At 72.7% G+C, this 25844-nt stretch carries 29 protein-coding genes; 20 read left to right on the top strand and 9 right to left on the bottom strand.

Going from position 1 to position 25844, the window contains the following annotated elements; genetic code table 11:
- Positions 1–275: 275 nt before the first annotated feature.
- From ACIOD1_RS09435 to ACIOD1_RS09465, 7 genes are all read left to right on the top strand, one after another.
- Positions 276–1271, top strand: a complete 996-nt coding sequence (locus ACIOD1_RS09435; RefSeq protein WP_401901250.1) for a YhjD/YihY/BrkB family envelope integrity protein — start codon at positions 276–278, stop codon at positions 1269–1271.
- A gap of 41 nt (positions 1272–1312) precedes the next feature.
- Positions 1313–1750, top strand: coding sequence for a VOC family protein (locus tag ACIOD1_RS09440; protein WP_401901252.1), 438 nt, complete (start codon positions 1313–1315; stop codon positions 1748–1750).
- A gap of 100 nt (positions 1751–1850) precedes the next feature.
- A complete protein-coding gene (locus ACIOD1_RS09445) occupies positions 1851–2933 on the top strand; it encodes a glycosyl hydrolase family 18 protein (RefSeq protein WP_401901254.1) in 1083 nt (360 codons plus the stop codon).
- A gap of 135 nt (positions 2934–3068) precedes the next feature.
- On the top strand, positions 3069–3569 hold the full coding sequence (locus ACIOD1_RS09450) for a VOC family protein (protein ID WP_401901255.1): 501 nt from the start codon (positions 3069–3071) through the stop codon (positions 3567–3569).
- Between the two features lie 172 nt (positions 3570–3741).
- The gene (locus ACIOD1_RS09455; protein ID WP_365629937.1) at positions 3742–5418 is read left to right on the top strand and encodes an FAD-dependent oxidoreductase; all 1677 of its coding nucleotides are present in this window, start codon (positions 3742–3744) and stop codon (positions 5416–5418) included.
- Entirely contained in the window at positions 5415–6872 is a 1458-nt protein-coding gene (locus ACIOD1_RS09460; RefSeq protein ID WP_401901258.1) for an ATP-binding protein, read from the top strand. The genes ACIOD1_RS09455 and ACIOD1_RS09460 overlap by 4 nt, the downstream gene beginning before the upstream one ends.
- Complete coding sequence (locus tag ACIOD1_RS09465) at positions 6869–7273, top strand: UBP-type zinc finger domain-containing protein (protein ID WP_365629942.1); 405 nt, start codon at positions 6869–6871, stop codon at positions 7271–7273. The genes ACIOD1_RS09460 and ACIOD1_RS09465 overlap by 4 nt, the downstream gene beginning before the upstream one ends.
- Positions 7274–7331: 58 nt before the next feature.
- Here the strand turns inward: ACIOD1_RS09465 and ACIOD1_RS09470 are convergent, their stop codons facing one another.
- A complete protein-coding gene (locus ACIOD1_RS09470) occupies positions 7332–7889 on the bottom strand; it encodes a pyridoxamine 5'-phosphate oxidase family protein (RefSeq protein ID WP_365629945.1) in 558 nt (185 codons plus the stop codon).
- 251 nt (positions 7890–8140) lie between these two features.
- On the opposite strand from ACIOD1_RS09470, the gene ACIOD1_RS09475 reads away from it, so the two are divergent.
- The 5 genes from ACIOD1_RS09475 to ACIOD1_RS09495 all read left to right on the top strand — a co-directional run bounded on the left by ACIOD1_RS09475 (position 8141) and on the right by ACIOD1_RS09495 (position 11781).
- Entirely contained in the window at positions 8141–8545 is a 405-nt protein-coding gene (locus ACIOD1_RS09475) for an SsgA family sporulation/cell division regulator (protein WP_365629948.1), read from the top strand.
- 44 nt (positions 8546–8589) lie between these two features.
- Positions 8590–9273, top strand: coding sequence for a M15 family metallopeptidase (locus ACIOD1_RS09480; RefSeq protein ID WP_365629951.1), 684 nt, complete (start codon positions 8590–8592; stop codon positions 9271–9273).
- 194 nt (positions 9274–9467) lie between these two features.
- Positions 9468–9815 carry a hypothetical protein gene (locus ACIOD1_RS09485; protein WP_401901260.1) on the top strand — a complete coding sequence of 116 codons (348 nt, stop codon included), beginning with the start codon at positions 9468–9470 and terminating at the stop codon, positions 9813–9815.
- 50 nt (positions 9816–9865) lie between these two features.
- Positions 9866–10690 (top strand): class I SAM-dependent methyltransferase, encoded by an 825-nt coding sequence (locus ACIOD1_RS09490; protein ID WP_401901261.1) that lies wholly within the window; start codon positions 9866–9868, stop codon positions 10688–10690.
- Positions 10691–10779: 89 nt separating this feature from the next.
- The gene (locus tag ACIOD1_RS09495; RefSeq protein WP_401901262.1) at positions 10780–11781 is read left to right on the top strand and encodes an SMP-30/gluconolactonase/LRE family protein; all 1002 of its coding nucleotides are present in this window, start codon (positions 10780–10782) and stop codon (positions 11779–11781) included.
- Between the two features lie 10 nt (positions 11782–11791).
- On the opposite strand, the gene ACIOD1_RS09500 is transcribed toward ACIOD1_RS09495, so the two are convergent.
- Entirely contained in the window at positions 11792–12589 is a 798-nt protein-coding gene (locus ACIOD1_RS09500; RefSeq protein WP_401901263.1) for a hypothetical protein, read from the bottom strand.
- Positions 12590–12676: 87 nt separating this feature from the next.
- Positions 12677–13351: a TetR/AcrR family transcriptional regulator gene (locus tag ACIOD1_RS09505; protein WP_401901265.1), complete on the bottom strand. Its 675-nt coding sequence runs from the start codon at positions 13349–13351 to the stop codon at positions 12677–12679.
- 132 nt (positions 13352–13483) lie between these two features.
- Here ACIOD1_RS09505 and ACIOD1_RS09510 point away from each other — a divergent pair, with 132 nt between their 5' ends.
- Both ACIOD1_RS09510 and ACIOD1_RS09515 read left to right on the top strand, forming a co-directional pair.
- On the top strand, positions 13484–14047 hold the full coding sequence (locus ACIOD1_RS09510) for an NAD(P)H-dependent oxidoreductase (RefSeq protein WP_365629969.1): 564 nt from the start codon (positions 13484–13486) through the stop codon (positions 14045–14047).
- 176 nt (positions 14048–14223) lie between these two features.
- Entirely contained in the window at positions 14224–14733 is a 510-nt protein-coding gene (locus tag ACIOD1_RS09515; RefSeq protein ID WP_365629972.1) for a DUF4232 domain-containing protein, read from the top strand.
- A 39-nt stretch (positions 14734–14772) separates the two neighbouring features.
- Here ACIOD1_RS09515 and ACIOD1_RS09520 read toward each other — a convergent pair whose 3' ends face one another.
- The 5 genes from ACIOD1_RS09520 to ACIOD1_RS09540 all read right to left on the bottom strand — a co-directional run bounded on the left by ACIOD1_RS09520 (position 14773) and on the right by ACIOD1_RS09540 (position 18591).
- Positions 14773–15396 carry an alpha/beta hydrolase gene (locus ACIOD1_RS09520; RefSeq protein ID WP_401901267.1) on the bottom strand — a complete coding sequence of 208 codons (624 nt, stop codon included), beginning with the start codon at positions 15394–15396 and terminating at the stop codon, positions 14773–14775.
- Positions 15397–15451: 55 nt separating this feature from the next.
- Complete coding sequence (locus ACIOD1_RS09525) at positions 15452–15937, bottom strand: hypothetical protein (protein ID WP_401901268.1); 486 nt, start codon at positions 15935–15937, stop codon at positions 15452–15454.
- Positions 15938–15942: 5 nt separating this feature from the next.
- Positions 15943–16398, bottom strand: coding sequence for a hypothetical protein (locus ACIOD1_RS09530; RefSeq protein WP_401901269.1), 456 nt, complete (start codon positions 16396–16398; stop codon positions 15943–15945).
- Between the two features lie 11 nt (positions 16399–16409).
- Positions 16410–17966, bottom strand: a complete 1557-nt coding sequence (locus ACIOD1_RS09535) for an alpha/beta fold hydrolase (RefSeq protein WP_401901271.1) — start codon at positions 17964–17966, stop codon at positions 16410–16412.
- An 88-nt stretch (positions 17967–18054) separates the two neighbouring features.
- On the bottom strand, positions 18055–18591 hold the full coding sequence (locus ACIOD1_RS09540; RefSeq protein ID WP_365629980.1) for an NUDIX hydrolase family protein: 537 nt from the start codon (positions 18589–18591) through the stop codon (positions 18055–18057).
- Between the two features lie 506 nt (positions 18592–19097).
- Between ACIOD1_RS09540 and proP the strand changes: the two genes are divergently transcribed.
- The 5 genes from proP (at position 19098) to ACIOD1_RS09565 (ending at position 24233) form a co-directional block, all read left to right on the top strand.
- Positions 19098–20594: a glycine betaine/L-proline transporter ProP gene (gene proP / locus ACIOD1_RS09545; RefSeq protein WP_365629983.1), complete on the top strand. Its 1497-nt coding sequence runs from the start codon at positions 19098–19100 to the stop codon at positions 20592–20594.
- Between the two features lie 90 nt (positions 20595–20684).
- Entirely contained in the window at positions 20685–21482 is a 798-nt protein-coding gene (locus ACIOD1_RS09550) for a GNAT family N-acetyltransferase (protein ID WP_365629986.1), read from the top strand.
- 172 nt (positions 21483–21654) lie between these two features.
- On the top strand, positions 21655–21993 hold the full coding sequence (locus ACIOD1_RS09555) for a polyprenyl synthetase (protein WP_401901273.1): 339 nt from the start codon (positions 21655–21657) through the stop codon (positions 21991–21993).
- A complete protein-coding gene (locus ACIOD1_RS09560) occupies positions 21983–23047 on the top strand; it encodes a polyprenyl synthetase family protein (protein ID WP_401901274.1) in 1065 nt (354 codons plus the stop codon). The genes ACIOD1_RS09555 and ACIOD1_RS09560 overlap by 11 nt, the downstream gene beginning before the upstream one ends.
- Before the next feature lie 25 nt (positions 23048–23072).
- Entirely contained in the window at positions 23073–24233 is a 1161-nt protein-coding gene (locus ACIOD1_RS09565; protein WP_401901276.1) for an oxygenase MpaB family protein, read from the top strand.
- Positions 24234–24370: 137 nt separating this feature from the next.
- Here the strand turns inward: ACIOD1_RS09565 and ACIOD1_RS09570 are convergent, their stop codons facing one another.
- Entirely contained in the window at positions 24371–24841 is a 471-nt protein-coding gene (locus tag ACIOD1_RS09570; protein WP_365629998.1) for a DNA starvation/stationary phase protection protein, read from the bottom strand.
- Positions 24842–25085: 244 nt separating this feature from the next.
- On the opposite strand from ACIOD1_RS09570, the gene ACIOD1_RS09575 reads away from it, so the two are divergent.
- Entirely contained in the window at positions 25086–25556 is a 471-nt protein-coding gene (locus ACIOD1_RS09575; protein ID WP_401901277.1) for a hypothetical protein, read from the top strand.
- Positions 25557–25844 lie beyond the last annotated feature (288 nt).

Genomic DNA, 25844 nt, shown 5'->3' on the forward strand with positions numbered 1-25844 from the left:
CCGGGGGGGGGGCGCGGGCGGCGGGGGGGGGGGGCGCCCCCCCCCCGCCCCCCCCCACGCCCCGCTCCGGGGGCCGCGCGAGGCGATGGCGCCCCCCACCCGGGGCAAAACCCGGCGGCCCTTCGGGGATGCGGCGCGGCGCGCTTGGCCGGCGGTGGCGTCCGGGCCACACTGGGCCGGGCCGCACCGGGCCGGCCGCACCGGCCTGGGCCGCGCGCCCGGGTCGTCGTAAGCGGCGCGCCAGGGCGTCGTGGACGCCCGGACCGGAGGAGGGTGTGACGGCCGCCGTCAACCGCGAACGCCTCACCAGGACGCTCACGTTCTGGCTGCGACCGGCCTTCACGCTCCGCGTCGTCAACCGCTTCCAGAAGGTCGCCGGCTTCGACCGGTCGATGTCGCTGGCCTCCAGCGCGTTGACCGCCCTGATCCCGCTCGCGATCCTCGGCGGCGCCCTGCTCAACCTGGTGGGCAACCGCGACGTCGCGAGCCAGATCATCGAACGCTACGGGTTGACCGGAAGCGGCGCCGAAGCCGTCACCGACCTGTTCGCCTCCACCGCGGACCCCGCCACGAGCACGGGGGTCGGCATCGTCGGCACGATCTTCGTGATGATCTCCGTGCTGGGCTTCTCGCGGGCCGCGCAACGGGTCTTCGAGCAGGCGTGGGAGCTGAAGCCCCTGAGCGTGCGCAACACGCTGAACGGGCTGCTGTGGATCCTGTGCTCCACCGTCTACCTGGCCCTGACCGGCTGGATCGGCGCCGTCCTCGACCAGGGGCGGGTGGGGCTGACATCGGCCGCGTGCCAAGCCGTCCTGGCGGCGGCCTTCCTCGTCGTCACCGGCCGGATCCTGTCCGCCAAGCGGCTCGCCTGGCGCGAACTGGTGCCCTTCGGCGTGCTGGCCGCCGTGCTCGCGGCCTGCTACTCCGTCGGCGCGAGCATCTACCTCCCGCACCTCTTCAACTCCTACGCCACCAGCTACGGGGCCCTCGGCGCGGTCTTCGCCCTGATCTCCGCGCTCTTCGGGGCGATGCTCGTCCTCGTCGGGTCCGCCGCGCTCGGCCGGGAGGTCTACGAGGAGCTCGGCCGGATCCGGGACGGTCAGCGCCCGGCGGACGACGAGGTGCGCCGGGAGTGGGACGCCGTCGTCGCCGAGATGCGCTCGCGCTGGCGCACCGCCCGACGACAGTTCGCGCCGCGCCGCGACAAGCCGCGCCGCGACAAGCCGCGCCGGGACAAGCCACATCGCGACAAGAAGGAGCCGCGCCGTTGAAGGGGCTCGGACCGGACGCGTACGCCTGTTAATTTCCGCTCATGGAACAGCGCGTCAGTCTGATCACCTTGGCCGTCACCGACCTCGCACGCTCCCGGGCGTTCTACGAAGCGCTGGGCTGGCGGGGCCAAGAGGTGGAGGAGACGGTCTTCTTCCAGGCCGGCGGCCTCGCGGTGGTCCTCTGGGACCGGGAGAAGCTCGCCCGCGACTCCGGTCGGCCCGACGGCGCCGGCGCCGGCTTCGGAGGCATCGTGCTGGCCCACAACACCCGCACCCCCGCCGAGGTCGACTCCGTCCTCGACGCCGCCGGACGGGCCGGCGCCACGGTGACCAAGGGAGCCGCGCCGACCTCGTACGGCGGCTACGCCGGCTACTTCGCCGACCCCGACGGCCATCTCTGGGAGGTCGCCCACAACCCGGGCTTCTCCCTGGACCCCGCCGGCGCCCTGACGCTCCCGGACTTCGGAGCGTCCTCGTAGGGGCGTGGGTCGAACCGCGGCGCCGGCCCGGCGGCCCACCACCCGACTGCCCGCCGCGTCGCCGCCGGCCCCGCGCCCGCCGCGCGCCAGGGTCGGGACCATGAAGATCGCGCTCACCGCCGCCCTCGCGACCGCCGCCCTCGGCCTCACGGCGGCGACCCCCGAGCCCACCCCCGCCCCCGCACCCGCTCCCGTGTCGCGGACCGAGGCCACCCGCACGGTGTCCGCCTGGCTGCCCTGGTGGGACGTAGAGACCGGCTACCGGGACGCCCTCGCCCACGCGGACCGGCTCCACACCGTCAGCCCCTTCTGGTACGCGACGGACGTGGACGTGGACGGCGGTGACGGCGGCGCCGGCGTCGAGGTCACTCGGGAGACGGGCGCCGGTGACCGCCGGATCATCGACGGCCTGCACGCCGAGGGCGTCAAGGTCGTCCCCACCGTCACCGAGAGCCTGTACGCCCCCGCCATGGTCGATCTGCTGGAAGACCCGGCCCGCCGTACGGCGCACGTCGACGCCCTCGTCGGCGTCGCCACCAGCCGCGCGTACGACGGGCTCGACCTGGACTACGAGCGGATGACGGAGACCGAGGACACCGCCCTGCGCGAACGGGTCCGCACTGGCTACAACACGCTCACCACCGAGCTCTGCGCCCGCCTCCACGCCCTGCGCAAGCAATGCGTGATCACGGTGATGCCCCGCACCGAGGACGCGGGGCAGGCCTTCGACTACGCCCGTCTCGGCCGCGTCGCGGACCGGTTGCGCATCATGGGCTACAACCTCCACAACGCCCTGGCCGCGCCGGGCCCGCTGTCCTCGACGGCCTGGTACGAGGAGTTCGTCGGCTACGCCACCGCGGTCGTGCCCCGGGACAAGCTGGAGGTGGCCCTGCCCGCCTACGGGTGGAACTGGACGGTCGGCTCGAAGGCCCGGGCCACGCACGTGACGGCACGGGAGGCCGAGGCGCTACGACGCCGGGTGGGCGCTCCGTACGCGCTCGACGCCGCATCGGGCACGCCGCACTTCACGTACGTCGACGCGGACGGCGAGCGGCACGAGGTCTGGTACCAGGACGCGAACGGCGCGGCCACGCACCTGGCCGTACTGGCACGCCACGGGGTGCGCGGCGTCGGCCTGTGGGCCCTCGGCTTCGAGGAGGCCGATCTGTGGGACGCGCTGTAGGAGCGGATTCCGAGCGCCTCGCGGGGGCGCCGTCGGCCATGTGACCGGGATCGGCCGGCAGTAGTTCGAATTTGAACGGTATGGTGGAGGGGTCCACGTCGAGTCAGTCCCTTCGAGCCACGGGAGCTCCGTCTCATGTCTGTCCGCCGTCTGAACCACGCCGTGCTCTGGATCCGCGACGTCGACCGTTCCGTCGCCTTCTACACCGATGTCTTCGGGTTCCAGGTCGACCACCTGATCCCCGGCCGCGCCGCCTTCCTGAGCGCTCCCGGCAGCCTGAACGACCACGACCTCGGACTGTTCGCCATAGGCGCCGACGCGCCCGGCCCCGAGCAGGGCCGTGTCGGCCTCTACCACCTGGCCTGGGAGGTCGGCACGCTCGGCGAGCTGGCGGAGCTGGGCCGCAAGCTCACCGCGCTCGGCTCGCTGGTCGGCGCGACCGACCACCTGGTCTCGAAGTCCTTCTACGCCAAGGACCCCGACGGCAACGAGTTCGAACTGATGTGGCGCGTCCCCCGCGAGGACTGGCTGGCCGCGGACTCCGAACTGCGCTCGGGCCCGCTCGACCTGGCGTCCGAGATCGCGCGCTGGGGCGCGGACCTCACGACGGGTTCGGCAGCGGGCTCCGCCAGCTGAGCAACGCGACGGCCGGGGCGCGGCGACGCGCCCCCGCCCTCCCGACCGGATGGCGGGCGGTCCGTCGCCTCCCGGGGCGGGCTCGAACGATCGAACATACGATGGGCGGGAACCGGGCGGGCGGCTCGCCGCGCCGCCGATGCAGACCGTTCGGGGCGGGAGAAGTACACGTATGGCAGAGGGCGCCGACACCGCGCGGACCGTCATCCTGACCGTGGACGACGATCCGGGAGTGTCCCGCGCCGTCGCCCGCGACCTGCGGCGCCGCTACGGAGCCACCCACCGCATCGTCCGCGCCGAGTCCGGCGAATCCGCGTTGGAGGCGCTGCGCGAGCTCAAGCTGCGCGGCGACCTGGTGGCCGTGATCCTGGCCGACTACCGCATGCCGCAGATGAACGGCATCGAGTTCCTCGAACAAGCCCTGAACGTGTATCCGGGCGCCCGGCGCGTGCTGCTGACCGCGTACGCCGACACCAACGCGGCCATCGACGCGATCAACGTCGTCGACCTCGACCACTACCTGCTCAAGCCGTGGGACCCGCCCGAGGAGAAGCTCTACCCCGTCCTGGACGACCTCCTCGCCGCCTGGCGCACCAGCGACCGCCGGAGCGTTCCCATCACCAAGGTGGTCGGCCACCGCTGGTCGGCGCCCTCCTCGAACGTCCGGGAGTTCCTGGCCCGCAACCAGGTGCCCTACCGCTGGTACTCCTCCGACGAGCCCGAGGGACGGCGACTGCTGGAAGCCGCCGGGGTCGACGGGCAGCGGTTGCCCCTGGTGATCACCCCGCAGGGCACGGTCCTGGTCGAGCCGGAGGTGCCCGATCTGGCCGCCCACGTGGGCCTCGCCACGACCCCGGCCACCGACTTCTACGACCTCGTCGTGATCGGCGGCGGCCCGGCCGGACTCGGCGCCGCCGTGTACGGGGCCTCCGAAGGGTTGCGTACCGTCCTGGTCGAGCGCTCGGCGACCGGGGGGCAGGCCGGCCAGAGCTCCCGCATCGAGAACTACCTCGGCTTCCCCGACGGGGTGTCCGGCGCACAGCTCACCGACCGCGCCCGCCGCCAGGCCGGCCGGTTCGGGGCCGAGATCCTCACCGCACGCGAGGTCACGGGGCTGGAGGTCAACGGCGCGTCCCGCGTCGTCCGCTTCTCCGACGGCTCCGCGATCGCCGCGCACAGCGTCATCCTGGCGACCGGAGTGTCCTACCGGCAGCTCCACGCGCCGGGCTGCGACGACCTCACCGGCTGCGGCGTGTACTACGGCTCCTCGCTCACCGAGGCCGCCTCCTGCCAGGGGCAGGACGTCTACATCGTCGGCGGCGCCAACTCCGCCGGGCAGGCGGCGATGTACCTGGCCCGCAGCGCGAAGTCGGTCACCCTGCTGGTGCGCGGGGAGTCCCTGACGGCGTCGATGTCGTACTACCTGATCCAGCAGATCCAGGAGACCCCGAACATCACCGTACGGGCCCGCACGGTGGTCGATGCGGCCCACGGCGACGGACACCTGGAGCAGCTGACGCTGCGGGACGTGGACAGCGGCGCGAGCGAACTCGTCGACGCGCAATGGATGTTCGTGTTCATCGGCGCCGCCCCCCTGACGGACTGGCTGGACGGTACGGTGCTGCGCGACGCGCACGGCTTCATCCTGGCCGGGCCCGACCTCACACCCGACGGGCGACCGCCGGCAGACTGGCAACTGGACCGCTCGCCCTACCACTTGGAGACCAACGTTCCCGGCGTCTTCGTGGCGGGCGACGCGCGCGCCGAATCCGCGAAGCGCGTCGCGTCCGCCGTCGGAGAGGGAGCCATGGCCGTGATGCTCGTCCACCGGTACCTGGAGCAGTCATGAGCGGACGGACCATGCCCTGCAGTCCGCAGGAGATCACCTCGCTGTTCCTGTTCGAGAAGCTCTCCCCGGAACAGCTCGGACGGCTCTGCGCCGAGGGGAGGGTGGAACGGTTCGACCCCGGACCCGTCTACACCGAGGGCGATCCGGCCACCTGCTTCTACGTGATGATCGAGGGCACCGTCGTCATGTCCCGCCGGGTCGGAGCCGACGACGTGGAGGTCAGCCGGACCTCGCAGCGCGGGGTGTACGCGGGGGCCATGCAGGCCTACCTGGGCGACCGGGTGCCGCAGACGTACACCAACTCGATGCGGGTGACCGAGCCGACGCGTTTCTTCGTACTGCCCTCGCAGTCGTTCTCGGACGTCATGCGGGAATGGTTCCCGATGGCCGCCCACCTGCTGGAGGGGCTGTTCTTCGGGTCGAAGAACACCCAACGGGCCATCGGACAGCGCGAACGGCTCCTCGCCCTGGGATCGTTGTCCGCCGGACTCACCCACGAGCTGAACAACCCGGCCGCGGCGGCCGTCCGGGCGACCGCGACGCTACGGGAACGCGTGGGCAAGATGCGGCACAAGCTCGCCGTCATCGCCCAGGGCTCCTACTCCCGCGAGCAGATCGCCGACCTCATCGAGATCCAGGACCGCACCGCCGAACGTGTCGCCAAGGCGCCGGTGTTGAGCCCCATGGAGGCGTCCGACCGGGAGGACGAGCTGGCCGACTGGCTGGACGACCACGACATCCCGGACGGCTGGCGGATCGCACCGACCTTCGTACAGGCCGGACTGGACACGGACTGGCTGGACCAGGTCGCGGCGACCGTGGCCGAGGAGGTCCTGCCGGGCGCCATCGGCTGGCTCAACTACACCGTCGAGACCGAGCTGTTGATGGACGAGATCGCGGACTCCACGACCCGCATCTCGCACCTCGTGGACGCCGCCAAGCAGTACTCGCAGCTCGACCGGGCCCCGCACCGGGTCGTCGACGTCCACGAACTCCTCGACAGCACCCTGCTGATGCTGTCCGGCAAGATCGGCTCCCGGGTCCGCGTGGTCAAGGACTACGACCGCACCGTCCCGGACGTGCCCGCCTATCCGGCCGAACTCAACCAGGTGTGGACCAACCTCATCGACAACGCCGTCTTCGCGATCGGGAGCACCGGCCAGGACGGCACGCTCACCGTCCGCACCGCACGGGAGGGGGACCGGCTGCTCGTGGAGTTCCGCGACACCGGGCCCGGCATCCCGGCGGACATCCGCAGCCGCATCTTCGACCCCTTCTTCACCACCAAGCCCGTCGGCGAGGGCACCGGACTCGGCCTGGACATCTCCTGGCGGATCGTCGTGAGCAAGCACCACGGCAGCCTCCAGGTCGAGTCCGTACCGGGCGACACCCGTTTCCAGGTCCTGCTGCCCCTGACCGCCCCACCGTCCGAGACCACCGAGGAGCCCGCATGACCGACCACGACAGCAACGCCGGCAACGACGGCGACACCGGCAACGACCAGGGGAACACGGCCGGCATCGACCCGAGCGTCCCGCCCTCCGGCAACGGCTGCGTCGACTGCGACGCGGCCGGCGGCTGGTGGTTCCACCTGCGGCGCTGCGCCCAATGCGGCCACATCGGCTGCTGCGACTCCTCGCCCGCCCAGCACGCCACCGCCCACTGGAAGGCCACCGGTCACGCCGTGGTGCAGAGCTTCGAACCGGGCGAGGAGTGGTTCTGGGACTACGACGGGAACGAACTGTACGAGTCCGGCCCCGTACTGGCGGCCCCGCAGGCCCACCCGGCTGACCAGCCGACCCCGGGGCCGGCCGACCGCGTTCCGCAGGACTGGACCCGGCTCCTGCACCCCTGAGCCGCCGCTGCACGGGCCCCTTCACGGCGCCGCCGCTCCCGCGACGCGGCGGCGCCGCTCAGAACGTCCACCGCGTGTGGCTGTAGACCCCGTCGTCGCGGCCGAAGCCGTACGCCGTGTCCGGGGCCACCGCGAACACCACCACGTCCCCCGAGCGGAACGCGTCCCCGATGCCGTGGAAGGTGCCCTCGGGGGAGGTGATGTGCGCCCCGTACTTGGCCTCGTACGCCGCGATCACCTCCTCCAGCACCGCCCGATCCGACACCGCGCTCGCCGCCCCCTCGACCACGAGGTCGAGGCCCTCGGTGAGCGAGTTCCCGCCGGTGGTCAGCGCGCAGTGCGCGTCGTGGGCGAGGTTGCGCGCCTTCTGCTCCTTCGCGCCGGTCGAGAAGTACAGCACCCCGTCGTGCCAGGCGGCGATCACGGGGGTGACGTGCAGCCGTCCGTCCGGCCGCACCGTGGACACCCAGAAGATCTCGGCGGCCTCCAGCAGCCGCAGGGCCCGCGACCACTCGGTGGCGGTGACGTCCGCGGCCCCCGGGCGGGGGTGGAGCGCGGAGCTGTAGCGGCTGTCGAGCTCGGACGTGGGGTGCTGCGCGGATCCTGGTGCCGACATGGCGGATCTCCCTTCTCCGGCCCTCACAACGACCGACCGGCCGGACGGAAATCATCGCCACCCCCATTCGGGGGGTGCCCGACGTCAGATCAGGTCGAGGAGCTGCTTGAACGCATCGCCGCCCCCCGCCACCCCGCCCGCGACGGTGCACCGTCGAGGTTCGTCCGGATGGCGCAGTGTGGCTCGCCGGAGGAGGGGCAGACGGCTGCGGCTGAGCCAACCACCCCCGGAGGTCCGTGTTGCTGTCCTGTGTGTCCGCCCTGATCGCCGTCCGTCTCCACGCCGCCGTCGGGGAAGGGGTTCCGCTCCTCGGTCGCTTCTCCTACGACCGCGCCGACCCGTACGCGGTGCGGGCGGAGTTCTTCACGCAGGACGCGGTCCTGCCGTCCTGGAGCTTCGACCGTCAGATGCTGGCCGAGGGGCTCCACCGCCCGGTGGGCGAGGGCGACGTCACCTTCCGGCCCCAGCCGACGGCCGACGGCGAGGCCGTCCGGGTCGGGCTGCGCGACACCACCGCCGGGCAGGGTGCGGGCGCGGTGCTCTTCGTCGACGCCCCGGCCCTGGCCCGCTTCCTCGCCGAGACCTACGCCGTCATCGCGCCGGGCTCCGAGACCTTCGACGCCGACGGGTTCATCGACGAGCTCTTGGCCCGCTGAGCGACCGGCATGCCCGGGCGGCCGGGCGAACCTACGGTGGAGCGGTGAGCCATCGCCTCGCCCGCACCGCCCTGACCGGCCTGCTCTGCGCCACCGCGCTGTCCTGCACGGCGGCGGAAAAGCCCGAGGCCCGCCTGCGGGCCGCGTCCGAGGCCGAGACGAGGACCCTCGCCGCCCGGGTCACCGTGGTTCCCCCGGAGAAGCTGGGCGCCACCCACCGCGCCGGGTGCCCCGTACCGCCGGAGCGGCTGCGCCTCGTACGCATGAACCACTGGGGTTTCGACGGCAAGGTCCACCGCGGCGAGCTGGTGGTCCACGAGGACGTGGTCGCGCCCGTGCTCCGGGTCTTCGGCAAGGCCTACGCCGCCCGCTTCCCGATCCGCCGCATGCGGGTGACGGCCGAGTACGGCGGCAGTGACCTCGACGCGATGGCCGACGACAACACCTCCGCCTTCAACTGCCGGCAGGTCACCGGTGACCCCGGGCGGGTGTCACGGCACGCCTGGGGCGACGCCGTCGACATCAACCCGGTCGAGAACCCGTACGTCGACGTCCAGGGCACCAGCCATCCCCCGAACGGCCGAACGTACCTCGACCGCGACCGCCTGCGCCCCGGGATGATCACCCCGGAGAACGTCGTGACCCGGGCCTTCCGGGAGGAGGGCTGGTACTGGGGCGGCCGCTGGACCCCTCCCGACCACCAGCACTTCTCCGCCGAGGGCGGCTGACCCCCGCACCACCCCTCCGCGCCCGCGCCCGCGCCCGTGCCCGCGCCCGGCGGGACGGACGCCGTCGCGGGCTACCCTGTCGCCGTGATCGACGACGAGGACCGGATCCTGGCGGAGGCCCTCGCGGCGGTGGGGGCGGCGGGAGCGGCGGTCGGTTCGGTGCCCGCTTCGCGGCGGAGCGGCTGAGGAAGAACGTGCACGAGGTGCCCCTGACCCTGGCCGCCCCCCTGGACGCGGCCACACGGCACGTGTCGGGTGTCCTGGCCCGGCTCGGCAGCCCCCGGCGGGCCGCCCGCGGAGCGGACCCGACCGTCCGGCGGGTGGTCAGGGCCGTCATCGGAGGCGGCTTCGGGAAGATGAACCCGGTCCTGGTCACGGTGACGCTGACCGCCGGCGGCCAGGGCGGCACCGCGGTGTCGGTCCGGGGAGCGGCGAAGGAGGGGCTGATCAAGCAGCGGGCGGGGGAGAGGACGGCGCGGCGGGTCGCCGCTCTCCTCACGACGGCCGACCCCGACGGGTCGCGCGCGGGGGCCGGGCGCTGACGGCCCGGATCGCGCCCGGACCGTGCCCCGATCGTGTCAGGATGCCCGGCATGACTGAACGCGCCCTGAGTTTCGGAGCGATGGCGGACGCGTACGAACGGTTCCGGCCGGGATACCCCCCGGAGCTGTTCGACCGGGTGACGGCGTACGCGGGCCACCCGCTCCGGACCGCCCTGGAGATCGGCGCCGGCACGGGCAAGGCGAGCCGCCTCTTCGCCGGCCGGGGGCTCACCCTCACCGCGACCGAGCCCGACGCGGCCATGCTCGCCGAGCTGCGCAGACACGTGCCGGCGGACGTCCGGACGAGGCGGGCCGCGTTCGAGGAGTTGCGGCCGGCCCCGGGCGAGGCGTACGGGCTGGTCTACGCGGCGGCGTCGCTGCACTGGACGGCCCCGGAGGGTCGGTGGGCGCGCGTGGCCGCGCTCCTGGAGCCGGGCGGGGTGTTCGCCTCGTTCGGGGGTCCGGTCCGACTCGCCGACCCGGACGTGGAGGAAGCCGTCCGCGCGGCGCGGGCGCCGTTCCTGGAGAGCCACGAGGTTCCCTCACCGGACGGGACGCCCCCCGAGGACGCCATGCAGTGGCCGGGTACGGAACTGCGACGGTCCGAGTGGTTCACCGACGTCCAACAGGAGGTGATCGCGGATCGCTTGACGACGAGTGCGCAGGCGTACGTCGGCTACCTCTCGACGGTCTCCGCCTATCTCGTCCTGCCGGCCCCGCAGCGCGAGCAGGCGCTCGCGCGGATCGGCCGGGTGTTGCCGCAGACGGTCGAGATCGCGGCCGACATCACCGTCCACCTCGCCCGTCGGCGCATTGGAGTGGCCGCCGCGACGGCCGAGGGCGTGGCTCCCCCCTCCACCCCCGCCGCTCCCTAGGGTCGGCGGTTGACCGGGGTCGAACGGCAGCGGGCCGGTCGCCCGGAACAGGTGGGTGAGCCGTGGAGCGCGCGACGATGGAACAACACATGACCAACCGAAACACGATGACGGAGCGTACGGCGGCGGAGCGTACGGCGACGGCGGGCGCGCCCACGGGCGCGCGGGACCGTACGCGGACCGGATGGGCCCGGCGGCTGGCGGCCGTGACGGGTCTGCTCGTCCTCTGCGCCCTCCCGACCGCGCCGGCGGGCGCGAGTTCCCCCGTGGGTCCGCCGCTCTACGTGTCCGACTACGGCAACAACCGGGTCGTCGTCCTGCCCGCGGCCGGCGGCGAGCAGACGACCGTCCCGCTCGACGGCCTCGTGCGCCCGACCGGCATGGCCTGGGACTCCGCCGGCGACCTCTACGTCTCCGACACGGGCAACAACCGCGTCGTGAAACTGGCCCCGGGCGGCGGGCAGTCGACCGTGCCCACCACCGGGCTGTCGCGCCCATTGGGCCTCGCCGTCGACTCCGCCGGCGACCTGTACGTCGCGGACAGCTTCAACGACCGCGTCGTGAAGGTCCCCGCCGACGGCAGCGGCCAGACCACCGTCCCGACGACGGGCCTGCTGCACCCCTGGGGGCTGGCGCTGGAGCCGGACGGGGACCTGTACGTCTCCGACTTCGTCAACGACCGGATCGTCCGGATCGCCGGCGACGGGAGCGGTCAGAGCACCGTGCCCACCGTCGGACTCTCCCAGCCCACCGGGCTCGCCCTGAACGCCGCGGGCGACCTGTACGTCTCCGACAGCGGGAACAACCGCGTGGTGCGGCTGGCCGCGGGCGGCGGAGCGCAGAGCACGGTGCCCACCACCGGCCTGAGCGACCCGCTGGGACTGGCGCTCGACGGCTGCGGCGGCCTGTACGTGGCCGACGGCTTCAACAATCGGGTCGTACGGGTCCGCGAGACGGGCGGCGACCAGGTCACCCTCCCGGCCACCGGCCTCAACACGCCGACCGGCCTCGCCTTCCCGCCGCTGTCGGCCCGTCCCGCCGGCGACCGGGTGTCGGCCTGCCCGGCCGGGCCCCACCACCCGTCGGCCTGACGCCGGGGAATCACCAGGCCTCCTGCGCGTCGACGACGTCCGGGTGCGGGGGCAGCGCGCGGGCGAGGGTCCGTCCGAAGGCGGGATTGACGCCCAGGGCCAGTTCGCGCCCGCCGGACCGCAGGACGCGGGCGGGGCCGCCGATGTGCTCGTTCTCCACGTGGTAGCGGATCAGGGTGTAGGCCGCCTCCACCGCGTTCTGGAGCGTCGCCAGGTCCAGCACCTCCGGCCCGTCCTGCACCCCGTGGGTCAGGCCCTCCACGAGGGTCTCGGTGAAGTGGTCCGCCATGGGCCGGAAACTCGACGAGTCGGCGGCCATCACCGCCGGCGCGCCGGCCGTTCCCGTGAACCGGGCCGTGGCCGGGGCCGCGTGGTCGCAATCGAGCACGATGAGGGGGCGGGCCGCGCGAGAGGCGCGCATGATCTCGGCGACGGCATCGAGGTCGACGCCCGTGTCGGCCGGGCGCAGCGGGTCGGTCTCCGTGACGCCGAGGGCGAGCCCGCCGTCTTGGAGGAAGCCGCTTCCGGCGTACGAGAACAGCAGCACGTCCGAAGCCTCCTCGGCGGCGCGCCGGAGGGCGTCGAGTACGTCGGCCGGCCGCCGGGGCCCCCGTAGCACTCTGGTGTTCCCCCGGCGGAAGGCTCCGCCGGGGCCGCCCGGGGTGAGCGCCGTCGCCAGAGCGGCCGTCAGATTCTCGGGCCCCCCGAGGGACGGCCGGCTGCCCGTGTCGGCGTCGCACCCGACGAGCACGGCGCGGGAACGCCCACGGTCGGGCAGGAGGGCGTGGCGGGTCGGTAACGCGGGCACGGTCATGGGGGTTCCTCACAGGGCGATCGGGCGTCGGGCGGTCCGAGCCCTGCCGAGGATCCCACGGGGATTCTTTCGGGAGGGGCCCTACGCCGAGCCGGGGGGCGCCACGGGCTCCGGGACCATCCGGTGGACGAGGTCGTGCCAGCCGGCCTCCAACCGCTCCACGGGCATGGACTGCTCGCAGATCAGGTGGTGGACGAGGGCGGTGTCCAGGTACCCGAGCAGCGTGTGCGCGAGGAGGGCGGCGTCGCCGTCCGTGTGAGCCTGCCGCAGCAGCATCGTGACGTGGGTCAGGCGCAGGCGGGCCGCCGGGACCGTGTGGTTGCGCCGGGGATCGGTGCGGGCCGCCAGGATCAGCTCGTGGTGGTCGCGGTCGTGGCGGACCGTAGCCGGGCCGAAGGCGTGCAATCGCTCCAGGGCGGGCGCGTCGGGTCCCAGCGGCGGGGGCCCCGAGAGGAAGGCGCCCTGGAACAGTTCCTCGCGGTGGTCGAGCAGCGCGATCAGGAGCCCGGTGCGGTCTCCGAACCGCCGGAAGACGGTTCCCTTGCCGACGCCGGCCGCGGTGGCCACCGCTTCCATGGTCAGGGCGGCCGCCCCGCAGCTCCCCATCAGCTCGAAGGCGGCCTCCAGCAGGCGGGTGCGGTTGCGTGCGGCGTCGGCGCGCAGCGCGGGCGCCTCGCCGACGGGAGTCAGGGTGAGATCGGCCGGTCCGTAATGGGCGTCGGCCGGGGGAGTGAAGGGTGGGACGGAGCCGGTCATGTCTTCAGGGTAGCTTCGACCGGGAACAAGTGGACCGCGGTCCGGATAGGTGGTACAACTTTAAACGGACCTCGGTCCGGTTGTGCCGCTCGTGCCGTCCTTGAGTCCCGTACGCACTTATCAGGAGCTCCCATGTCTGTTCGTATCCTCGCCCTCGTCGGCAGCCTCCGCGCCGGCTCCCACAACCGTCAGCTCGCCGAGGCCGCGGTCAAGCACGCCCCCGAGGGCGTGGAGATCACCGTCTTCGAAGGCCTGGCCGACGTACCGTTCTACAACGAGGACCTCGACGTCGCGGGTGACGTTCCGGCCGCCGCCGCCGCCCTGCGCGAGGCCGCCGGTCAGGTCGACGCCTTCCTCCTCTTCTCGCCCGAGTACAACGGCACGATGCCGGCCGTCCTGAAGAACGCCATCGACTGGCTGTCGCGCCCGTACGGCTCCGGCGCCCTCTCCGGCAAGTCGGTCGCCGTGGTCGGCACCGCCTACGGCCAGTTCGGCGGCGTGTGGGCCCAGGACGACGCCCGCAAGGTCGCCGGCATCGCCGGTGGCGCCGTCCTGGAGGACGTCAAGCTGTCCATCCCCGGCTCCGTGACCCGCTTCGCCGAACTCCACCCGGCCGACGACGCCGAGGTCGTCGCCCAGCTGACCGACGTCATTGCCCAGCTGGCGGCGCACGCCTCCGCGCCCGCCGCGGTCTGACGAACAGGAGCCCGGAGACAGCGCGTTCGCCGCGCCGTCTCCGGGCTCTTTCGTGCCCCGAGATCGTCCGCGGTGCGAACACCCCGCTTGCGGACGCCCGCTGTGGGTAGACGTGACGCACAACAACCACCTGAGCTGACGTTCGAGTCAGCCGGTCGATCGGGGTGAGTCAAGTCATGGTGACGTCCGCGCGAACGGCGATTCCCGCCCTGCTGTCCCTGGCCGTCGGGGCCACGATGCTGAGCGTCGGTCCGGCGGCGGCCGCCGCCGCTCCACTCGCGCGCGAGAGCACGTGCGCGCTCGCGACCCTGCGCGTGTCCGCCGGGGCGCCCGACGTCGGAGCGGGACAGTTGTACGTGCCGCTCCTGTTCACCAACGTCGGCACCCGCCCGTGCACCCTGCTCGGCTACCCGGGCGTGAGCGTGCTGGACGGAGCGCACCGGCAGATCGGGACCCCAGCCGACCGGGACGGCCAGACGGCCGCCCCGGTCTCGTTGGCGCCCGGGCGCAGTGCGACGGCCACGCTCCACACGACGAACGGGCCCATCGGGGGCCCGTGCCTGCCGAAGGGCACGTTCCTGAAGGTCTACCCGCCGGCCTCCAAGGAGGCGGCCGTCCTCAACACGTCCTTCCAGGTCTGCTCGAACCGCTTCACCGTCACTCCGGTGGCACCGGTCACCGCTTAGCGCTCGCGCGGGCCGTGCGAAGCCGTCGGAAGCCGGGGCTCAGGCCTTCGGACCGATCTCGAACTCCGGCGGCCGCAGGGCGCCGACGCATCCGGTCTTCGGGGTCGTGGGGGAGTCGAGGAACGAGAGGGTGATCTCCCGTGCGCACGGGGACGCCGCGAAGGCGACGTGGGCCACGTACGGGATGGTGACGACCGTGGACCGGCTCAACGTGCGGGCGGCGTACGCGCCGCTGTCCGCCCCGGTCTGGGCGTCGAACCCGGCCGACAGGACGAGGGCCGGGACATCGCTGCGCGTGACGTCGCGGACCGAGCGCGGCGCGGCGGGAACCTTCCAGGCGTCGCAGTCCTCGTGGAGGAACGGGAGCTGGGGGGCCTGCGCCTGGACCGAACGCGGGAAGGTCGGGAAAGCCTGCCGGCCGGCCCGCAGCACCTCGGCCGGGCTCTCGAAGGGCACCCACTCGCGGCAGAAGACCCCGTACGCGAGCCCGTGCGCGATCCGGCCGACGGCCTGGGGGCCGAGCTTGCCGGCCGCCCACTGTTCGGCGATCCGCCGCGGATCGCCGTGGTCCAGCTCGTCGAGGGAACGGGGCACGCCGGCGGCCAGGTGGGTCGCGGAGGTCAGCCAGTTCACCAGGGTCCCGCCGTCCAGTACGACCTTCACCGGCTCCGGGCGACCCGGAACCCGGACGGAGGTGGTGACCGGTCGGGCCTCCAGTTCACGGACGAGGTGGTCGAAGCGCGCCGACAGGTTCGGGTAGCGGCGCTCGCAGGCGGGCTGTCGCGCGCACGCCTGGAACAGGCCGTCGAAACCCTGTCGGGCACTGGCCCAGGTCAGGGCGGGCCCGGCCGTGGACGGGGGCAGGACGCCGTCGATGCCAACGGACGGACCGGATGCCCTCCGGGTGCTCGCGCAGGTAGATCAGGGCCAGGTCGGTGCCGTAGGAGATGCCGAACACGTTCCACCGCGCCAGGCCCAGCGCGACGCGCAGATCCGCGTAGTCCGCGGCGCTCTCGGAGCTGTCGTAGGCGCCGAGGTCCGCCCCCAGGCCCGTCAGACGGTCGCGACAGGCCCGGGTGGCGTCCACGTGCAGCCGCCCGGTGGACGGCGCGTCGTAGACGAGGCCGACCGAGCGCGCGGTGAACTCGTCGACGCCGGGGCAGGTCAGCGCCGGATCGGCCGAGTACGTTCCGCGCTGCGACATGAAGATCACGTCGCGCGGTTGAGTCCGCCGCCGATCGCCATCGGGATCTCCGAGACGGCGTCGTCCCCCGGACCGCCGGCCAACCAGACGACGGGATCCGGCTTCGGCTTGTCCGTGGCCGCCGGCACGACCGCCACTCCGAGGGTGATCGTGTGGCCGTCCGGCTCGCGGCGGTCCTCGGGCACGGTGAGCGTCCCGCAGTGGGCTTCCTTGAGGTCGGGGTCCGGCTCCGGCGTGGTCGGACAGGGGCCGGGCGCGTAGTGGGCGTCACCCGCGACCCCGGGAACGGCGCCGATCGCCGCCGCACGGGCGCCGGCGGCGTCGCCCGCGCCGTGGGCGGGTACCGCCGCCACCAGGCCGGTGACGAGGATGCCGGTCGCCAACCCGGCCGACACGACGTGGCGACCGCGTACGGCGCGGCGGGGGCGGTGGTGGGAGCGGGGCGCATCGGTGGGTGCCATCGGGCCTCCGGTCACTTCGAGCCGATCGTGAACGGCTTCGGCTTGAGGCCCGCCACACAGGTGGTGTCGGGCGCGGTGGGACGGGCGAGGAACGACGCCAGCACCTCTTGCGCGCACGGCGATTGGGGCACGACGAAGTGCCCGACGCCGGGGATCCGCACGACGGTCGAACGGGACAGGGTCTTCGCCGTACGAGCCCCCCAACTCGCCCCGGTCTTCGCGTCGTACGTCCCCGAGACGATGAGCGTCGGCACCGAGCTGACGGGGACCACGCGCTGGGAGGCGGTGCGGTCCGGGACGTTCCAGATCCGGCACACCTCGTGCTGGAACGGAAGTTGTGGTGCCTGGGCCAGGACCGTGTCCGGCCAGCCGGGGAAAGCGCGACGCCCCGCCGCCAACACGTCGGACTCCGCGTGCCCGCGAATCCATTCGCCGCACGCCACCGATTCGGTCAGACCGTGCGCGGTCTCGCCGACGGCGGGACGGGCGGTGGCGGCCCGTGCCCGCGCGAAGCGCTCGGGCCGCCCGTGGGCGAGTTCGTCGAGGGCGGCCGGGACCTCGGCCGCCGGGACGGCGTTGGCGACCAACAGGTTCAGCAGCGCCCCGCCGTCGAGGACCACCTTCACGGGCTTCCCGCCGCCCGGCGGGGCCGCGTCGAGGGTCAGGGGGTGTTCCTCCAGCCTGCGCACCTGCTGCGCGAGGGTACGGGCGACGTCCGGGTACCGGCTCCCGCACCGGGGCTCCGCCGCGCACGCCCCGAGGACGGTGTCGATGCCCTCCCCGGCGCTGCTCCACGTCCACGGCAGGCTCACGGTCTGCGGAGGCGTGACCGAGTCGAGCGCCACCGCACGGATCCCCTCGGGGTGCTCGCGCAGGTAGGTGAGCGCGAGGTCGGTCCCGTAGGAGTACCCGTAGACGTTCCACCGGGGGATGCGCAGCGCCGTGCGCAGGTCGGCGAAGTCCGCAGCGTTCTCGGTGGTGTTGTAGGCGCCCAGGTCGGTTCCGTCGGCCGTGAGGCGGTCCCGGCACTCCTTGGCGGCCCGTAGCATCAGGCTCCGCGCGGACGGGTCGTCGTAGCGCAGCCCCACCACCCGAGCGGAGATCCGGTCGATCTCCGGGCAGGCGAGGTCGGGCTGCGAGTGGAGGTTCCCGCGCTGGGCCATGACGATCAGCTCGCGGTCGCGGTTGAGGCCGGCGTCGACCAGGAAGGGGATGTCACCGAAGGCGTCGCCCCCGGGGCCGCCCGCCATGTACACCACGGGGTCCTCGGCGGGCCGCGGTGAGGCGGCGGGAACGATCGCGACGGCCAACCGGATCGTGCGGCCGGCCTTGCGCGAGCGGTTCTCGGGTATCTCCAGGAAGCCGCAGCGCGCGCCGGCCGGTACGGCGACCGGCCCGGACGTCGCGGGACACGGGCCCGGGACGAACCGCGCGGCCCGGTCGCCCCGCACCTGCTGCACCTGCTGCTCCGCGGAAGCGACGGCGGGCGCCGGGAGCGCGCCGGCCAGGAGGACGAGGGCGGCCGTGGCGGCCGCCCGGTGCACCGCGGAATTTCGGGCGGATGGCACGTAAAGGACGATACCGGCTGACTCGAACACCCGCACACGGGCGGACGGGGTCCTTCCCGCCCGCCCGGACGACCCGGCGCGGGTGCCGTCAGTACGTGTGCCCGACGTACGCGAGTGCCTGCCTCAGCAGCACCCCGGCCCCGCCTGGCATCTCGCTCTGCAGGGCCTGGGAGGCCGCCTCCTGCGGACTGAACCAGACCAGGTCGAGGGCGTCCTGGCGGGGGCGGCAGTCGCCGGTCACGGGGACGACGTAGGCGAGCGCCACGGCGTGCTGGCGCGGGTCGTGGTACGAGCTCACGCCCACCGTGGGGAAGTACTCGGCGACGGTGAAGGGCTGCAGGGAAGCGGGAACGTGGGGCAGGGCGACCGGACCGAGGTCCTTCTCCAAGTGGCGCAACAACGCGTCACGCACCCGCTCGTGGTGCAGGACCCGCCCGGACACCAGGGTCCGGCTGACCGTGCCGTCCGGCCCGATGCGCAACAGCAGCCCGATGCTGGTGACTTCGCCGCTGTCGTCTACGCGTACGGGCACGGCCTCCACGTACAGGATCGGCATCCGGGCCCGAGCCGTTTCCAGCTCGTCCGTGCTCAGCCAGCCGGGTGTGGTTTCCGTGGTGTCAGACATTGGGCGAGCATACTTTCCCCGCGGCCGACCACGGCGTTCACGGGTGGATCAGCTTCCGAGAGTCGCCCGGAGCGTCCGCTCGGGAGGGTGAATCGGGCGGTGGCTGCGCGTTGTTGGCGACCGGCAGGGAGGCCGGCACGTCGAAGAACCGCCTCCGTCCGGACTTCAGCCCCGACGGCCGGGCGGCGGAGGTCGAACGACTCTTCGTAGGTCTCGCGGCGCGCCGGGGGAGCGCTCTCGCCCACCACGCTCCGTGACGCAAATAATGCGGAAGGTCACCACCTGTGCCAATCTGGGGGAAGGAACCTCGGCGCAGCCCCATCGCCGGGTGCCCCGCACACGCAGGACCCGGCCAGGGCCCGTAGTCACCAGGCCGGGTCCTGTCATGCGTGGGGTTCAGGCCGGCGCGATGTGACGCGCATCGCATTTGAGCCTTGATCGGGTTTGCGACCGCCATGATCGCGCAAGCGCTCCTCCTGGAACATCCACCGAGGAAAGGACCGGCCATGGCGGCCCCCCAACCCCCACAGGTGGCCGATCCGGAAGCGGTGAAGCGCCACCCCATACTCTTCCGAGCGATAAGGCAGCGCCGGAACCCCAGACTTCGCAGGACGGACATCACCGTCACGGACGACCGCGCAGTCAAGCGCGCCGTGAAGGCGGCCTCGCTCGGCAACGCCATGGAGTGGTTCGACTTCGGCATCTACTCCTACCTGGCCGTCACCCTGGGGCACGTCTTCTTCCCGTCCGGGAGCGCCACCACCCAGTTGCTCTCCTCGTTCGCCACCTTCGCCGTCGCGTTCCTGGTGAGGCCCCTGGGCGGGCTGTTCTTCGGCCCGATGGGCGACCGGCTCGGCCGCAAGAAGGTGCTCGCGCTCACCATGATCATGATGGCGGTCGGCACCTTCGCCATCGGCCTCATCCCCTCGCACGACATGATCGGCCTGTGGGCGCCCGTCCTGCTGATCGTCTTTCGGATGCTCCAGGGCTTCTCGACCGGCGGAGAGTACGGCGGAGCCGCCACCTTCATCGCCGAATACGCCCCCGACAAGCGACGCGGCTTCTTCGGCAGTTTCCTCGAATTCGGCACCCTCGCCGGATACATCGGCGCGGCCGGCCTCGTCACCACGCTGTACGCCGTGCTCGACGACACCCAGATGGAGACGTGGGGCTGGCGCATCCCCTTCCTCGTCGCCGGACCGCTCGGCCTCGTCGGCCTCTACCTGCGGCTGCGCCTCGACGAGACCCCGGCCTTCCAGAAGCTGGGAGGCGGCAAGGCGCTCGCCACCGAGGCGGCCGACAGCGTCGAGACGACGGGCAAGGGCGACCTCTCCAAGATCTTCCGCGACTACTGGCCCACGCTGGTCCTCTGCGTCTGTCTGGTCGGCGCCTACAACATCGCCATTTACATGCTGCTGTCGTACATGCCGACCTACCTGTCGGACGAACTCGGCTACAGCGAGACGCACGGCCTGCTCATCCTGCTCGCCGTGATGGTCTTCCTCATGCTCACCATCAGCAGCGTCGGCAAGCTCTCCGACCGCTTCGGCCGCAAGCCGCTGCTCATGGCCGGCATGGTGGGTTTCCTCGTGCTCTCGCTCCCCGCGTTCCTCCTGATCCGTCAGGGAGGCATCCCCGCGATCACCCTCGGCATGCTGATGCTGGGCGTCTCCCTCGTCTGCCTGCTCGGCACGATGTCCGCCGCCCTGCCGGCGCTCTTCCCCACGCACGTCCGCTACGGCTCCCTGTCCGTCGGCTACAACGTGTCGGCGTCGGTCTTCGGCGGTACGACCCCGCTGGTGATCACGGCCCTGATCAGTTGGAGCGGCTCGAACCTGATGCCCGCCTACTACGCGATGGGCGCGGCACTGGTCGGCATCGTCTCCGTCGCCTGCATGAAGGAGACCGCGCGCAAGCCCCTCGACGGTTCCCCGCCCTCCGTCGAGACCAAGGAGGAGGCCGCGGAACTGTGCGCGGCCCAGTCTCCCGACCCGAGGTTCTGACGCCCTGCCCCCGCATCCCCGCCCCGTGGGGTTCTCCCGCCGGGCGGGGTGGCCCGGGGGCCCGGCCGGCCGGCCCCGTACGCTGGTCGGGTGACCCTGCGAAGCCTCCACGACCGAAGCTCCCTGGCCGACCGCTTCGGCCGCGATCCGGCGATGCACGTGATGGAACTCGGCGACCTCGACGACCTGCTGTGGCCCCACACCAGTTGGTACACGGTGTCCGAGGGTGGTCCGGTCGCCCTGCTCTACTCGGTCGGCGACATCCCCACCCTGCTCGCGTTCTCCCGCCCCGGACAGGCCGCCGAGCTGGAGGACCTGGCCGAGGCGCTCCTGCCCGTGCTGCCCCGGAGCTTCTTCGGGCACACCACGGGAGAGGTCGGCAAGGTCTTCCGCAGGGCGTACGGGGAACAGCCGCACGGCACCCTCCTGCGGATGGCGCTCACCGACCCCGACCGGGTCCCGCCCGCGAGCGGCCCGTGGCGCCCCGCCCCCCTCGGCCGGGCCGAACTGCCCGAACTGCTCGCGCTGTTCGAAGAGGCCTACCCGGGCAACTGGTTCGACCCGCGGATGCTCGACACCGGACAGTACGTGGGCGCACGGCGTGACGAGCGCCTCGTCGCGGTCGCGGGAGTGCACGTCTACTCCGCCGCCTACCGGGTCGCCGCGATCGGGAACGTGGCCACCCTCCCCGACGCGCGGGGCCGGGGCGCGGCCGAAGCCTGCGTCGCCGCCCTGTGCCGGCAGCTCGGGAAGAGCGTGGACCACATCGGCCTCAACGTCCGGGCCGACAACGCCACGGCCGTCCGGCTCTACCGCAAACTCGGCTTCTCCGAGGTCACGGAATTCTCCGAGGGCGTCTTCACCGCACTCGCGCAACTCCTTCCGTAGCCCTTCCCGTAGGCCCCACAGGGCCCCCACGGCCAAGGTCGAGATCCGCACGGGTGAGCGCCCGGTCACTCGATGGTGAGTAGTGCCGCTCTCGCGCCCGCCGCGACGCGATGCTCGCAAGGACGGCGTGTGACCGACGCCGTCCGGACGCGCGGCGGGTGGGGGAGACGGCATGCCACAGGAGACGGGACCGCACGGGGGCCCGCGAGAGCGGGCCGGGGGCAAGACCGGAGGCGAGAGCGGAGAAACACCGGCGGACAAGGCGGTGCTGTTGGTGGCCGGACTGGCCGACCTGGCGGTGACCACGCTGGGATCCGCCCTGGGATCCGCCGTCGGGACGGTACGGGGACTGTTGCGCCGCTCGGACGCGGCCGATCTGGCGGCCGACGCCGAGCAGGACCTCATGGCCCGGGGCCGGCTCGCACTGGACCGGTACGCGGCCGCGCCCCCGCCGACCCTGGAGGTCCTGGCCCGCCAGGCCCGGGCCCGGCGCGACGCCGATGACCTCTGACCGGTGGGCGCCGGCCGCGTTCAAGACCCGTGTCGACGGGGTCCTGCACCGGTTCGTCGCCGAGGAGGCCGACCGGTTCGCCGAGATCGACCCGCTCCTGGGCCCGGTGGCCGAGCAGTTGGAGGCCGCCGTCGTGGACGGCAAGCGGCTGCGGGCGTCGTTCTGCTACTGGGGCTGGCGCGCGGTGGGACAACCGGACAGCGACGCGCTGCTGCGGGCGGCGGCCTCCATGGAGCTGGTGCACGCCGCCGCCGTTTCGCACGACGACCTCATCGACGACAGCCCGCTGCGGCACGGGAGGCCCACCGCGCACGTCGCCCTGCGAGACGCCGTACGCGGGCGACCGGATCCCGCGGACGCGGCGGATGCCGCGAGGTCGCTGGCGATGCTGGTGGGGGACCTGCTGATGGCGCTCGCGGGGCAGCTGTTCGCGACGAGCGGGCTGCCCGCCGCTTACCTCGCCCGGGCCCGCCCCTTGTGGTCGCTGATGGCCCGGGAACTGGTCGCCGGCGAGTGCCTGGAGATCCTGCGCACCGGAGCGGGCCCGGACACCGCGGCCTCGCTGAAGGTGATCCGCTACAAGACCGCCAAATACACCGTCGAACAACCCCTGCTCATCGGCGGCGTCCTCGCCGGAGCCGGCGCGCGACTGCGCGAGGGCTACTCCGCGTACGGGCTGCCACTGGGCGAGGCCTTCCAACTGCGGGACGACCTCCTCGGCCTGTTCGGAGACCCGCTGAGCACCGGCAAGGCCAACGCCGACGACGTGCGCGGCCACCGGCCCACGGCCCTGCTGGCGGAGACCTGGCGGCTCGCCGGCGACGACGAGCGCGAACTGCTGCGCGCCCTCCTCGGGCGGCGCGACCTCGACGAGGAGGGCCTGGACGCCGTCCGCGCGGTGATGCGCGCGCTCAAGGCCCCCGACCGCATCGAGGACATGATCGGCTCACGCGTCGAGGAGGCCCTCGACGCCCTCCACCACCTGGACGCCCCGGCGCCGGCCGTCGCCGCCCTGACCGCGCTCGCGCACTCGGCGTCGGTCCGGTTGTCGTGACCCCGTGGAAGAGAAGGAACCCCGCATGACCTACACCGAGGCGTCGATGGACGCCCTCCGGCAGAGCGGTGACGAACTCGCCGATGCCACCGTCGCCGCACTCTTCGAACGTGGCGAGGTGGGCACGTTCAACACCCTCATGCGCTACGTCTCCACCGCCGGCGCCCCGCTGCCGGAGGGGCTGCCCGATGTCGCGCGGGAGTACCTGGAGGCCACCCGGGTCCCACCGGCCTGGGTGGACTGGGGGGTGATGGAGCAGGCGCGGCTGTTTTTCATCGACAACAACGTGCACATCTCCACCGCGCTGTCCTTCGCCTCCATGCCCGCCTGCTACCTCGTCCCGCACGTGGCGAAGCTGCTCTCGACCACCCACGGACTGAAGTACCCGTCCAAACGGATGGCGGAGACCGGGCAGTTCACCGTCCAGCTGATGCAGCCCGACGCCTTCGAGGCCGGCAGCCGCTTCATCCCCGCGGCACAGAAGGTCCGCCTCCTGCACGCCTCCATCCGCCACCACCTCGTACGCGAGGACCGGTGGGACACGGGTGCGTTGGGAACGCCGATCTGTCAGGAGGACATGATCGGCGGGCAGATGTTCTTCTCCATGCTCGTCCTGGACAGCCTGCACCGACTCGGCATCCACATGTCGACGGAGGGCGCTGAGGCCTACTCCTACGCCTGGCGCGTGGTCGGCGCCATGCTCGGCGTCGACCAGGACGCCGTCCCCACGTCCCTCGACGCATCCCGCCGGTTCCTCGACCTGTACATGCTCCGACACATGGGGCCCTCCGAGGAGGGTGCGCACCTGACCCGGCAACTCATCGACCTCTACGAGGAGGTGGTGCCCGGGACCTTCTTCGACCCCATCGTCTCCGCGCTCATCCGCCACCTCGTCGGAGACACCGGCGCGGACTGGCTCCGGGTGCCCCGTACCCCGTGGGACACCGTCGTCAAGGCCGTCCCCCACCTGCTGGGCGTCCTGGAGACCATCGAGGACCGGTCCCCGATGGGCGCCTGGGCGCTGGACCGCCTCGGCCACCTCACCACGGTTCTGGAGCTGTCCTCCCTCACCCGGGGCCGCGTCATGCACTACGCGATCCCCGAGCAGCTCCGGAAGGACTACGGGGTCTCCGACACGCTGCCCCGCAACCGCCGTTGGACCCCACCGCCCACCACGGTGGGCTGACGGCGACCCGCCGCCGCACGGGCCGCCCACCGCTCCGTACCCTCACCCACGGCAGCACGACGCCCCCGCGCGACCCAGGGGGCCGGGAGGGGGCGTCGGAAGCCTGACGAGGTGGCCGGACGGGGCCTTCGGCCCGCTCAGGCGCTTTCGGCCTGGAACATCCAGTGGTGCTTCTCCAGGTCGCCCGTGAGGCCGATCAGGATGTCCTCGGTCACCGGGTCGGCTTCGCCGGTGGCGCGGATGCGGTCGCGCATGCGGGTGATCACGGAGCCGAGGGCGTCGACGAGGACCCGGACCGCGTCCACGTCCTTCACCCAGCCCGCCGGGACCTCCGAGATGCCGCTGGACGAGGACACCGTGGACCCGCGGCCGTCCGGGGTCACGCCGAGCGCCGACGCGCGTTCGGCGACCACGTCGGAGTGGGCGCGGGCCGAGACCACGACGTCGTCGAGCTGGAGGTGGACGGACCGGAAGCGGGGGCCCACCACGTTCCAGTGCACCTGCTTGGCGACCAGCGACAGGTCGATCAGGTCCACCAGCGCGCCTTGCAGGGCCTCGCCGACGATCTTCAGGTCGGCTTCCGGGAGGGCGCTCTTCACGACGGACACGGGGTCTCCATTCTTCACGCGGTCGACGGTGGTCCCACAGCACTCGACAGAGGACTGCCACACCGAAGACCTCGGTAATCGGTCAAAACGCCGCCTACCCCAATCAGACGGATGAAAACCGCCCCGATGGCGCGGGGCTCGCCGGGCCGAGGTGTGGTGCGCGCGACATCATGGGTGGCCGCTGACGCCCCTCGGCCCGACCTCGCGCCGGGCCGGACACCGGAGGAGCCCCATGGAGGCCCGTATGACCCGCTCGTGGACGCGCGCCCTGTCCGTAGCCGCCGTACTGACGGCCCTCACGGCGGGCGCCGCGGGATGTTCCGACGACAGCACCCCCTCGAGTGTCGCCTCGAAGGCGGCCTCGGCCGTCCAATCGGTCGGGGCGGGTCTCGACGCCGCCGCCGCCGACGCGAAGAAGAAGCTCGACAGTGTGAAGGACGGGGTCGACGCCAGGGCGGAGGTCAGCCTGGGCAGCCCGACCAAGGACGCCGACGGCAGGAGCATCGTGCCCGTGAAGGTCTCCAACACCGCGACGGACAAGAAGTCCTTCGCCGTCCAGGTGAACTTCCGCGACAGCGGCGGCAACCTCCTCGACACGGTCGTCGTGACCGTCTCCGACGTCGCCCCGGGCGCCACCGGGGAGGGTCAGGCCCGCAGCACCCGCGGCCTCTCGGGAGACGTCAAGGCCGAGGTCGGGACGGCCCTGCGCTACTGATCCGGCAGCCGCCGATCCCGCGGCCGCGCGCGACGGCGCGCGGCCGCGGGACCGGTCAGCGGGCCCGGTGACGGGCGTGGCTGCCGCGCCCGTAGGCGAGGGCGAGTGCCAGGATCATCGGTGCGACCAACAGAATCAGCGTTCCCATCTCGGCGCTCCCATTCGTTCGGTACACGTCTCCTTCGCCTTGCCGGCGACCCTCGGCGTAAACGTCGGGCCACTCTTCCGGGACGGTTGTCAGAGCCTTCTTCTACTGTTGCGATCATGGTTCTCGCCGTCTCGGGCACA

This window comes from Streptomyces sp. NPDC088097 (genome assembly GCF_044741845.1).
Lineage (GTDB): Bacteria > Actinomycetota > Actinomycetes > Streptomycetales > Streptomycetaceae > Streptomyces.